Source organism: Roseomonas sp. OT10 (assembly GCF_020991085.1).
Classification (GTDB): Bacteria; Pseudomonadota; Alphaproteobacteria; order Acetobacterales; family Acetobacteraceae; genus Roseomonas; species Roseomonas cutis.
The window spans coordinates 4,718,101-4,729,523 of sequence record NZ_CP087719.1 but is presented as its reverse complement, the minus strand read 5'-3'; the positions used below and the strand labels follow the sequence as shown (position 1 = coordinate 4,729,523).

Here is an 11,423-nt window from a genome sequence, read left to right as displayed (position 1 = left end):
AGGCAGCGCCTTGCCCCCGGGGAACGGGCGCACCCTGCGCCGGCACGGGACCGGCGCATCCCGCCGCCCGTATGAGCGGGCGGCGGCTGTCCGGTTCAGCCCGAGACGCCGCCGCGGCCTGAGAGAAGCTGCGCCACCCAGCGCGTGCTGTCGTACTGCGCGCAGACGATCAGCAGGGCGATGGTGATCGGGATGCCGATGAAGGCGCCGGCGATGCCCCAGAGGAAGGACCAGAAGAAGACGGCGAAGAGGACGAGGAAGGGCGAGACGGAGACCGCCCGCCCGGCCAGCCGCGGCTCGATGTAGCTGCCGGAGAGGAACTGGATGGCGTTCAGGCTGAGGAAGACGAAGAGAGGCATTTCCCAGGAGCCGAACTGCAAGGCGGCGAACAGGGTCGGGAAGACGGTCGCCACCAGCGGGCCGAGGAAGGGGATGTAGTTCAGCGCGAAGGCGATCACGCCCCATTCCACCGGCAGTTCCAGCCCCGCGGCCAGGGCGAAGGCCCAGATCGAGAGGCCGGTCAGAGCGCTCATCACGCTGCGCACCAGCATGTAGGTCTGCAGCTTGGCGGCGATCTGCTGGCACGCCCGCAGCAGCCGGGTGCCTTCGCCGTTGCGGCCCATGGTGACCAGCTTGTCGCGGATGATCCCCACCTCCAGCATGCCGAGGATGGTGAAGACCAGCGTGACGGTCAGGAAGCTGACGAAGCCCTGGAGCTGGCCCGTGACGTTCTGGGCCAGCCAGACCACCCAGCGCATGTCGAAGTGGTCCGCCACCAGCCCGGCGACGGGGATGCCGTGCCCCTCCAGCCACTCCGCCTGCCGCAGGTAGATCTCCTGGAAGCGGGAGGCGTTGGACACCGTCCACTGCCCGACGCGCGCGAAGCCCCAGGCCACCAGCGTGGCGAGCTTCACCACGGTGAACAGCGCCACCACCAGCGAGACGATGAGGGCCAGGCCCTTGGGGAGCCAGCGTTCGAGCAGGCGCTGCAGCGGCCAGACAACGGCGATGATGAAGAGCGCGAAGGCGGCGGGCACGAAGACCGAGGCGGCCTCGCGCAGCGCGGCGAAGACCAGCACCGCGGCGCAGAGCCCGGTGGTGGTGCGAAGGGCGGGATCACCGGCGAAGCGCACACGCAAACCCTGGTCCGTCGTCATGCGCCTCTCGCCCGGTGGCTTGCTCAGTCCGGCACGGAGGCATGGCGGGGATGCCCGGCGCCGTCAACGATTGTAACCCTATGGCTCGCGAGTTCGCGAGGGGATTCCTGGCCGGTCGCGGGCTCCTGGCCTATGAACGGCGGCAGGGGCGCCGGCCGGGCTGCCCAGCCCCACGAGGGATGTCCCATGGAACCGAAGGGTGCCTGCCCCTGATGCTGCGCCGTCTTCTGCGCCGATCCCTTTTCGTCGCCCTTGGCGCCGCCGTGGCGCTGCTGGGCCTGCGGATCTGGATCACCGAATCCGGCCCGGACCTCGAAGCCTGGCACCTGCGGGAGCCGCCCGAGCTGAGCGTGGCGCAGATCGACGCGGCGGACTGGGCCGGCTACCTCGCCGCCGAGGAGCGGGCCTTCACCTTCGTGCGCGACGAGGTGACGCACCGCCTCCCGCCCGAGGACCGGGTGCCGCTGAACCGCTACTTCGAGGGCAGCCCCGTCTATCCGGGACACTTCCGGCACGACTGGAACCGCTCCTTCCTCCTGGAGCCGGAGGGCCCGCCGCACGGCGCGGTGGTGCTGCTGCACGGGCTGACCGACGCGCCCTACAGCATGCGCCACGTCGCCGCCTTCTACCGCGACCGGGGCTTCGTCGCGATCGGCATCCGCATGCCCGGGCATGGCACCGTGCCGGCCGGGCTGGCCTCCGTGTCCTGGGAGGACTGGATGGCCGCCACGCGGCTGGCCATGCGCGAGGCGCGGCGGCGCGTGCCGGAGGGGCCGGTCCACCTCGTCGGCTTCTCCAACGGCGGCGCGCTGGCGATGAAGCACGCGATGGACGCGCTGGACGACCCGAAGCTGGTGCGGCCGACGCAGATCGTGCTGATCGCGCCCATGGTCGGCGTCACGGAATTCGCCCGCTTCGCCGGGCTGGCGGGTCTCCCCGCGCTGCTGCCGCGCTTCGCCAAGGCCGCCTGGCTGGGCATCGTCTCGGAGTTCAACCCCTTCAAGTACAACTCCTTCCCGGTGAACGGCGCCTCCGAATCCTGGCGCCTGACCCGCGCCTTGCAGACCCGGCTGGAGAAGCGCGCGCGCGACGGGCGGCTGGAGGGGCTGCCGCCCGTGCTGACCTTCCAGTCGGTGGTCGACTTCACCGTCAGCACGCCCGCGGTGATCCGCTCGCTCTACGGTGTCCTGCCGGAGAACGGCAGCGAGCTGGTGCTGTTCGACGTCAACCGCAACGCCAAGCTGGGCACGCTCTTCGCGCCGCGGACGGAGACGGCGCTGAACCGGCTGCTGCCGTCCGGGCCGCGGCGCTACCGCACCATCGTCATCACCAACGCCGGGCCGGGCACGGACGCCATGGTGGCGCGGGTGACCGAGCCCGGCGAGACGGACACGCGGGAGGTGGCGCTGCGCGACCGCTACCCGGCGGGGGTCTTCTCCCTCTCCCATGTCGCCCTGCCCTTCCCGCTGGGCGATTCGCTCTACGGGATGGAGCCGGATCCGGCGGACGAGGATTTCGGCGTGCATTTCGGGACGGTGGCCCCGCGCGGGGAGCGCGGCATCCTGGCGATCAGCCTGGACGCGTTGGTCCGCATGTCGTCGAACCCCTTCTTCGACGAGATGATGGAGCGGATCGGGCGGACCATCCCGGCCGCCCGCTGAACGCCCGCCGGGCTTGCCACCCCATTCCTTCTGGAGAATGATCCGCCCATGTCCGGAACCGGCCTCCGAGCGGCCGTCCTGCTCGTGATCGCCGCCACGCCAGCGCTGGCCCAGCAGCCACCCGCCGCGGCACCGGCCTATCCGCCCGAGCCGGCGGACACGGTCAGCCTGACGGTCGAGAACGACCTGTTCGGCGGCGGCTCCGACCGCCACTACACCAACGGGCTGCTGGCCACCTGGCGGCCCTCCGGCGCGCTACCGCAGCCGGTGGACTGGGCGAACCGCAATATGGGCTGGCTGCTGGGCGAGGGCGCGCCGCGCTGGGGCCTCTCGCTCGGCCAGAACATCTACACGCCGCAGCACACCGCCTATTACGTCCCCGACCCGAACGACCGGCCCTATGCCGGCCACCTCTACGGCGCCTTCACCCTCAGCCGGGGGACCGTGGCGCAGCAGACCCTGTTCGAGGTCCAGGCCGGCGTGGTCGGCCCCTCCGCCCTGGGCGAGCAGGTGCAGAACAACTGGCACCGCTTCCTGGGCATCGAGGTCTCGCGCGGCTGGGACCACCAGCTCAAGGACGAGTTCGTGCTGGACGTGCTGGCGGAGCGCCGCTGGCGCCTGCCGCAACAGCCGCTCTACGGCATTCCGACGGAGATCATCCCGGAGGTCGCCGTCTCCCTCGGCAACGCCTCCACCTATGCCTCGGCCGGCGCCGTGCTGAGAATCGGCACCGCGCTGGAGACGGATTGGGGCCCGACGCGAATCCGCCCCGCCCTCGCCGGCTCGGGCTTCTTCCAGCCGCGACAGGATTTCGGCTGGTACGCCTATGTCGGGCTGGAGGGGCGCGCGGTGGCGCGGGACATCTTCCTCGACGGCAACACCTGGCGCGACGGGCCGAGCGTGGACAAGCGCCCGCTGGTCGGGGACCTCCAACTCGGCATCGCCGGGGTGTGGCGCGGCATGCGCCTCGCCTACACCCAGGTCATCCGCTCCGAGGAATTCTACGGCCAGCGCGGCATCCAGTCCTTCGGCTCGATCAACCTCTCCTTCCGCTTCTGACAAGGGCCGCCGCGACGGCCCGGCGGCAGGAAAGGCGCTGCCTGTCCGGTCGAGGAGGGCCCCGCACCCGTTCCGGGGCGCGGCCGCGCGACGGCCCTGGCCGGCCGGTCCATGTCCGCCAGGGCGCCCTCGCTTTCCGCCCACCTGCCCCGGAAGCGGGCAGCCGGGGGGGATCGGGCCCGGGGAGGGAGCAGGCGAGGGTGCGGCCGCTGCCGCAATTCGGCCCTGTGGTCGCTTTATCTCACGCCCGTCACCGTTGTGTTGTAGGTTCGCCCCCGCGAACCGTTGCCCCGACGGGCCCTATGCGCAGAAGGACGCTACCCCTGCCGCCACGCCTCCGCCCCGTCCGTACCCCGGGCAGGCCCCCTCGACCCGCTCCCACCCGTTCCGGTCCGGAGGCGGCATGAGCAAGATCCTCGTCACCGGGGGCGCCGGCTACATCGGCAGCCACGCCACCCTGGCCCTGCTGGACGCGGGATACGAGGTGGTCGTCCTGGACAATCTCTCGTCCGGCCTGCGGGAGGCGGTGCCGCCCGGCGTGCCGCTAATCCAGGGCGACGTGGCCGATGCCGCCCTGGTCGGGCGCACGCTGCGGGAGCACGGGGCCCAGGCGGTGATGCACTTCGCCGCCTCGCTGATCGTGCCGGAAAGCGTGAAGAAGCCGCTCCTCTACTGGCGCAACAATGTCGGCGGCGTCCTGGGCATGCTGGAGGGCTGCGCCGCCGCCGGGGTGCGGCACGTGGTCTTCTCCTCCACCGCCGCCGTCTACGGGATCCCGGAGACCGTGCCGGTGGCCGAGGACACGCCGACCCGGCCGATCAACCCCTATGGCGCCAGCAAGCTGGCGGCGGAGCGGCTGATCGCCGATGCCGCGCAGGCGCACGGGCTGGGCTATGCCGTGCTGCGCTACTTCAACGTCGCCGGCGCCGATCCGCAGGGGCGCGCCGGGCAGCGTACGAAGAACGCCACGCACATCATCAAGGTCGCCTGCGAGGCCGCGCTGGGCATCCGCCCGGTGGTGGAGGTCTATGGCGGCGACTACCCGACGCCCGATGGGACGGGGGTGCGCGACTACGTCCATGTGACCGACCTGGCGGAGGCGCACGTCGCCGCGCTGGGCCATCTGCTCGCCGGCGGCGAGAGCCTGACGCTCAACTGCGGCTACGGGCGCGGCTACTCGGTGAACCAGGTCCTGGCCGCGGTGCAGCGGGCCTTCAACGCGGAGATCCCGGTCCGCATGGGGGGCCGCCGGCCCGGGGACCCGCCGGAGCTGGTGGCCCAGGTTGCGCGCATCCGCGACCGGCTCGGCTGGGTGCCGCAGCGGGACGACCTGGACCTGATCGTCTCCTCCGCCCTGGCCTGGGAGCGGCAGATGCTCGCGGCGTCCGAGGCGTCCAGCGCCTCCGCCGGGGTGACGGAAAGCCTCGCCTATTCCGGGCGGAGGTAGCGCAGCACTGCCTCGACGATCATGCGCCGGTGCGCGGCGGTGGATTCGGGGGAGTGCAGGTCGCGGTTGAAGATCAGGCCGAAGGTGTGGCGGTTGGCCACCCGATGGAAGCAGAAGGCGCTGATCAGCAGGTGCAGGTCCACTGGATCGACGCCCGGCCGGAACACCCCCTCGGCCTCGCCGCGGTCGAGCAGATTGCGGATCAGCCCCACCAGCGCGTCGTTGCGGCGGACGATGCCGGGATGGTCGGCGACATGCCGGCCGCCGTGGATGTTCTCGACAGAGACGAGGCGCACGAATTCCGGATGCGCGGCGTGGTAGTCGAAGGTCACTTCGACCATGCGCCGCATCGCCTCCACCGGTGCCAGCTCCTCCAGCTGCAGGCCGCGCTCGGTGGCACGGATGCCGCCGTACATCTCCTCCAGCACGGCGGCGTAGAGCTGCTCCTTGCCGCCGAAGTAGTAGTAGATCATCCGCTTGGTGGTGCGGGTGCGGGCGGCGATCTCATCCACGCGGGCGCCGCTCAGCCCCTTGTCGGCGAACTCGGCCGTGGCGGCATCCAGGATGTCGCGACGCGTCTGCTCGGGATCGCGGGTGCGGGCGCGCGGCGCACCGCCCGCCTCGTCTTCCGGCATCGCCTCTCCTGCCACGTCCGCCAAGGTGCCTCCGGTCTCCCCTGCCTGCCGGCCCGCGATGGGGCTCAGGCACGGCCTGCCCCGAGTGAACCGGGAGACGCCATCTGTCCAGACATGCCGCGCGGCCTTCGCGCCCCGCCGTCTGGCCGCCGCGACGCCCGGCTGCCCCAGGGGGGCCAGGCCTGCCGCCGCGGAAGCGGGCGCGGGCATGGCCCGCCAGGCCGGGGGCGCGCTAGCCTGGGCGCATGATCCCCGACCCTGGCGTCCTGCTGCCCCCGGCCCCCCGCCTGATCGCCACCATCACCCCGTCCGGCAACACCGTCGTGGAACGGACCACCCAGGCCATGCTGCGGGACCTGCCCGGGGCGGCGGCGCTGTTCGCCCGCACCCCCGTCCGCGGCTCCCGGGACCCGTTTCCGGATCGCCACAACCTCGAGGGGATGCTGCAGGCGGCGGAGTTGCTGTCCGACGCCGCGCCACAGGCGATCGTCTGGAACGGCAGCAAGGGCATGGCCATCGGCCTGGACCATGACCGGGCCCTGGCGGCGGCGATCACCGAGCGGACGGGCATCCCGGCCACCACTTCGGCCTTGCGGCTGATGGCCCTCGTCGAATCGACCGGGTGCCGCCGCCTGGGACTGATCACGCCCTATACGGAGGCGGCCCAGGCCCGGCTGGTGCAGCGGCTGGCAGCGGAAGGGCTGGAGATCGTGTCGGAAAGCGGTCTCGGGATGACCGACAACCTCTCCTATGCCTCCGTCCCCTACGACACGATCCTCGGGCAGGTCGAGCGGGTCCGACAGGCCAGACCGGACGCCATCCTGGCCTGGTGCACCAACTACCCGGCCGCGCCCCTGGCGGAGCTGGTCGAGCGGCGCTTCGGCATGCCGCTCTGGGACGCGACGGCGCTGGGAATCCTCGCAGGGCTGGAACTGGCCGGCATCACCGATCGCCCCACTGGCTGGGGAAGCCTCCTGGCCGGCTGCGCGTGACAGAGGGCCGCCGGGTCTTGCCGGCCTGGGGGATGCGGCCTTCCTTCGCGGTACGGCGGGGCACAGCAGGGTGCGAGGGCCTCGCCGCCTTCCGCGTGCGTTGAACCAGCAAGGGGCTGGGACCCTTGCCGGCCGGGCGTCAGAGGACGCCGAACAAGTAGAGCAGGATGATGATCGGGATCGGAATGCCGATCAGCCAGGCAAGGATGCCTTTCATGGGTCGTGTCTCCATACGAGGGTGATGGAGCAACGTGACGCCCCGGACCCGGTTGCCCCGGACCTGCTACCCCGGATCGGCTGCGCCGGGCGCATGGCGCCACACCGGCCCGCATGGCAGCCTCCGCCCCCGCTGCAGGAGGAGATGGCCGTGACCGGTGCCAGCGACGGCGACCCCAACCGGACGCCCAGGAACGAGACTCCCTGGGAGTCCAGCCCGCGATATCCCGACCGGCGGATCCGCTCCCTGGACCCGTCCTTCGACCGCTACCGCCTGATGAATGCCGGCGTCGAGAAGCTGGCGGGCGGCACGCGCTGGGGCGAGGGGCCGGTCTGGTTCGGCGCGCACCGCTGCCTGCTGTGGTCCGACATCCCCAACAACCGCATCCTGCGCTGGGACGAGGAGACGGGGGGCGTCACGGTCTTCCGCCGCCCGTCCAACTTCGCGAACGGCAACACCCGCGACCGCGAGGGCCGGCTGGTCACCTGCGAGCACGGCGCCCGCCGCGTCACCCGGACCGAGCATGACGGGCGGATCACCGTCATCGCCGACGGGCACGAGGGCCGGCGGCTGAACTCGCCCAACGACGTGGTGGTGAAGTCGGACGGCACGATCTGGTTCACCGACCCGCTCTTCGGCATCCTCGGCGACTACGAGGGCGACACGGCTGAATCCGAGCGCCCGATGGCCGTCTACCGCGCCGATCCCGCGCGCGGCACCCTGGCCGTGGTGGCGGAGGGCATCAACGCCCCCAACGGCCTCGCCTTCAGCCCGGACGAGAGCCTGCTCTACATCGTCGAATCCCGTGCCGAGCCGCGTCGCATCGTGGCCTGCGCCGTGCGCGGCGACGGCACGCTGGGGGAACCCCGCCCCTTCATCACCACGGCGCCGGGCGAGACGCCCGACGGCTTCCGCCTGGACGAGGCGGGCAACCTGTGGTGCGGCTGGGGCATGGGCGAAGGGATGGACGGGGTGCGCGTCTTCAACAGCGCGGGCGCCCCGATCGGCCAGATCGACCTGCCGGAACGGGCCGCCAACGTCGCCTTCGGCGGCCGGCACCGCAACCGCCTGTTCATGGCGGGTTCCCGCTCGCTCTACAGCGTCTTCGTGCACACGCGCGGCTGCGCGGGCGGGTAGCGCGGCCGGTCGCGGCCTAGCCGGGCGCCGCCCGCTCCAGCGCCGCCGCCACCTCGGCCATGCCGGGCCGCGCCGCCGTGTCCGGCTGCACGCAGCGATGCTCCAGCAAGCGCAGCCAGGCCGGGGCGTTCTCGCAACGGTCCAGCAGCTCGCCCAGGAGCAGGCCCCAGGCCCGGACCTCCAGCCGCCGCAGCGCGCCGCCCTCGGCACCCTGCGGCAGGTGGCTGGCCGCGCCGAAATCGCTCAGCACCGCCTGTCCGTCGCCGCCGTCCCACAGGATGTTGTGGGCATAGAGGTCGCCATGCAGCAGGCCGCGCGCGTGCAGGTGCGCGGCCGCGGCGGCGATGCCCCGCACGAGGCGGAGGAGGGTCGCGGGCGCGAGGCGCAGCGCCGGGTCGTAGACGTCGCGCGAGCAGCTCTCCAGGCTGGGCGGGCCGGCGAGGACGCGCCAGCCCTCCGGCAGCAGGGGCATCAGCAGGCCCTCCACCCCCTCCGGATGGCCACCGAGCCGCGCCAGCCCGCCGGACAGGTGCGGGTGTTCCCCGGCGGCGAGGCAGGCGGCCATCTCGCGCTCCGGCAGCCCGTCGCTGGTCATGCCGCCCTTGAACAGCTTCAGCGCGACCGGCCGCCCGTGCCACAGCGCATGATGCACCCGGCCGGAGGTGCCCTCCCCCAGCATGAGCCCCAGGGCCAGGTCGGGCCACGCGGCCCGGGGCGCGGCCGGTGGCGGAATCCCCCGGTCCAGCGGATTGGCGCCCCAGGCCAGCCAGGCCAGGCGGGGCAGCTCCCCCAGCCAGGGCGGCAGCCGCCGGAAGCGGTTCACCGAGAGGCGGAGGAGTTCGAGCTGCGCCGACCCCGCCAGGCTGGAGGGCAGCTCCGACAGGTGGTTGCCCGCCAGCATCAGCTTCTGCAGCGCCGGCCGCTCGCCCAGGGAGGCGGGTAGCCTGGCGATGGCGTTGTCGGTCAGGATCAGCCAGCGCAGCGCCGGCGGCAGCGCCTCGCCCGGGACCTCCCGCATCCCGGTGCCGCGGAAGCCGACCTGGCTGAGCGCCGGGCAGTCCCCCAGCACCGACGGCAGCCGGTCGAAGCGGTTGCCGGAACAGAACAGCACCCGCAGCCGCTTCAGCCGGGCGAAGTCGGGGGGCAGGCAGGTCAGTGCGTTGTGCCCCAGGTCCAGCACCTCGAGCGTCTCCGCCAGGCCCAGGATCTCGGGCGGCAGCTCGGTGAGGCCCAGGCCGCTCAGGCGCAGCTCGCGCACCCCGGTCAGGTCGCCCCGGCGCAGGGCCTGCAAGGTATCGGTGCTCATCGCCCGGCTTTGTCCCGGCCGGGGGCGGAAGGGAAGCCGGGAATGACGCCTTGATACGTGCGCAGTTCTGCATACAGTTGTGCGTACCAATGCCCTCCGATCCCGACCTTCCGTCGCCGCGATCCGCAGACCGGGTCTACGACCAGGTGAAGGCCATGGCCGTGGCCTACCGGCTGCGGCCTTCGGAACGCATCAACGAGGTGGAGCTGGCCCGCCAGCTCGGCGTCAGCCGCACGCCCCTGCGCGAGGCGCTGAACCGGCTGGCGGCGGAGGGCTTCCTGGCCGCCACGGCGAACCGCGGCTACACGATGCTGCCCCTGGACCCGCAGCGGGTCCTCACCCTCTACGACTACCGCGCCATCCTCGAGGTGGGGGCGCTGCGCCTGGCCTGCGAGCGCGCCTCGGATGCCGAGCTGGCGGAGCTGGCCGCCTTCGCCGCGCGCAGCCGCGACGAGCCCGACGACGATGCCCATTCCCTGCGCCTCCTCTCCCTGGACGAGCGGTTCCACGAGGAACTGGCGCGGCTGTCTCGCAACGACGAGGTGCTGCGCGCCCTGCGTTCGCTGAACGAGCGGATCCGCTTCATCCGCTGGATCGACATGCAGAACGGCCGCCGCGCCACGACGCAGCGGGAGCACCTGCGCATCCTGCATCACCTGCGCGCGCGCGAGGCCGATGCCGCGGCCGCGCTGCTGCAATCCCACATCGCCCGCCGGCTGGACCAGATCAGCGAGATGATTCGCACCGGCTTCGCCGAGATCTACACCGGGAATGCCATGGCCGAGCAGGCCATGCCGAAAAACGCGGCCGAGCAGGCCATGCCGAAGAACGCGGCCGAGCAGGCCGTGCCGAAGGTCGCATGACCGACGCCGAAATCCCCGCCGAAAAAGGACACCCCATGCGCGCCGTCTTCGTGGATGCCGGACCGGGCCTGGCCGAGGTCGCCGAGCGCCTGCACCGCGACACCGATATCCCCCTGCACATCCACCGCGACCCCGATGTGAAGCCGGACAGCCTGCCGGAGGTGCTGGGTGGCGCGGAGATCGCCATCATCGACCACACCTATCTGCCCACCGAGGTGGCGAAGCGCTGCGCCGGGCTGAAGCACGTGGTCTTCCTCGGCACGGGCGCGCGCAGCTACATGAACCCGGAGGAGCTGGCGGCCGAGTGCGGCGTCGAGGTCCATATCATCAAGGGCTATGGCGACACCGCGGTGGCGGAGATGGCCTTCGCCCTGATGTGGGCCGCCGCCAAGGGCCTGGCTTCCATGGACCGCGGCATCCGCATCGGCGAGTGGCGCCGCACGGAGGGCATGGAGCTGACCGGCAAGACGGTCGGGCTGATCGGCTTCGGCGGCATCGGGGCGGAGATGGCGCGGCTCTGCCGCGGCGTCGGCATGCGCGTGCTCGCCTGGAACCGCACCCCGCGCGAGGTCCCGGGCGTGGAGTTCACCGACCTCGACACGCTGCTGGCGCAGAGCCACGTCGTCTCCCTGCACCTGCTGCTGAACGACGAGACGCGCGGCTTCCTCTCGGCGGAGCGGATCGCGGCGATCCGGCCGGGCGCCATCTTCATCAACACCGCGCGCGGCGCCATCACCGACGAGGCGGCGCTGGCGGCGGCGGCGGAGAGCGGTGCGCTGCGCCACATCGGCCTGGATGTCTATGCCGAGGAGCCGCTGCCGGCCGGGCATGCCCTGTCGAAGGTCGAGAACGCGACCCTCGCCGCCCATTCCGCCTTCCGCACGCCGGAGGCGACGGACAACCTGCTGGAGGCGGCGCTGAACCATTGCCGCCGCATCGCCGGCTGAGC

General features: G+C 72.2%; 10 protein-coding genes. 7 read left to right on the top strand and 3 right to left on the bottom strand.

Going from position 1 to position 11,423, the window contains the following annotated elements; genetic code table 11:
• Positions 1-95: 95 nt before the first annotated feature.
• Positions 96-1,157 carry an AI-2E family transporter gene (locus LPC08_RS21540; RefSeq protein ID WP_230450280.1) on the bottom strand — a complete coding sequence of 354 codons (1,062 nt, stop codon included), beginning with the start codon at positions 1,155-1,157 and terminating at the stop codon, positions 96-98.
• A gap of 212 nt (positions 1,158-1,369) precedes the next feature.
• Between LPC08_RS21540 and LPC08_RS21535 the strand changes: the two genes are divergently transcribed.
• The 3 genes from LPC08_RS21535 (at position 1,370) to galE (ending at position 5,324) form a co-directional block, all read left to right on the top strand.
• Positions 1,370-2,818 carry an alpha/beta hydrolase gene (locus LPC08_RS21535; RefSeq protein WP_230450279.1) on the top strand — a complete coding sequence of 483 codons (1,449 nt, stop codon included), beginning with the start codon at positions 1,370-1,372 and terminating at the stop codon, positions 2,816-2,818.
• A gap of 48 nt (positions 2,819-2,866) precedes the next feature.
• The gene (locus tag LPC08_RS21530; RefSeq protein ID WP_230450278.1) at positions 2,867-3,877 is read left to right on the top strand and encodes a lipid A deacylase LpxR family protein; all 1,011 of its coding nucleotides are present in this window, start codon (positions 2,867-2,869) and stop codon (positions 3,875-3,877) included.
• A 403-nt stretch (positions 3,878-4,280) separates the two neighbouring features.
• Positions 4,281-5,324, top strand: a complete 1,044-nt coding sequence (gene galE / locus LPC08_RS21525) for a UDP-glucose 4-epimerase GalE (RefSeq protein WP_230450277.1) — start codon at positions 4,281-4,283, stop codon at positions 5,322-5,324.
• Here galE and LPC08_RS21520 read toward each other — a convergent pair.
• Positions 5,306-5,959 carry a TetR/AcrR family transcriptional regulator gene (locus LPC08_RS21520; RefSeq protein WP_230450276.1) on the bottom strand — a complete coding sequence of 218 codons (654 nt, stop codon included), beginning with the start codon at positions 5,957-5,959 and terminating at the stop codon, positions 5,306-5,308. The genes galE and LPC08_RS21520 overlap by 19 nt on opposite strands.
• 245 nt (positions 5,960-6,204) lie before the next feature.
• Between LPC08_RS21520 and LPC08_RS21515 the strand changes: the two genes are divergently transcribed.
• Positions 6,205-6,951, top strand: a complete 747-nt coding sequence (locus tag LPC08_RS21515; RefSeq protein ID WP_230450275.1) for a maleate cis-trans isomerase family protein — start codon at positions 6,205-6,207, stop codon at positions 6,949-6,951.
• A 367-nt stretch (positions 6,952-7,318) separates the two neighbouring features.
• Entirely contained in the window at positions 7,319-8,305 is a 987-nt protein-coding gene (locus LPC08_RS21510) for an SMP-30/gluconolactonase/LRE family protein (protein WP_230450274.1), read from the top strand.
• 16 nt (positions 8,306-8,321) lie between these two features.
• Here LPC08_RS21510 and LPC08_RS21505 read toward each other — a convergent pair whose 3' ends face one another.
• Entirely contained in the window at positions 8,322-9,611 is a 1,290-nt protein-coding gene (locus tag LPC08_RS21505; RefSeq protein WP_230450273.1) for a leucine-rich repeat-containing protein kinase family protein, read from the bottom strand.
• 89 nt (positions 9,612-9,700) lie between these two features.
• Here LPC08_RS21505 and LPC08_RS21500 point away from each other — a divergent pair, with 89 nt between their 5' ends.
• Complete coding sequence (locus LPC08_RS21500) at positions 9,701-10,474, top strand: GntR family transcriptional regulator (RefSeq protein WP_255702289.1); 774 nt, start codon at positions 9,701-9,703, stop codon at positions 10,472-10,474.
• Complete coding sequence (locus LPC08_RS21495) at positions 10,471-11,421, top strand: NAD(P)-dependent oxidoreductase (protein WP_230450271.1); 951 nt, start codon at positions 10,471-10,473, stop codon at positions 11,419-11,421. The genes LPC08_RS21500 and LPC08_RS21495 overlap by 4 nt, the downstream gene beginning before the upstream one ends.
• Positions 11,422-11,423: the final 2 nt, after the last annotated feature.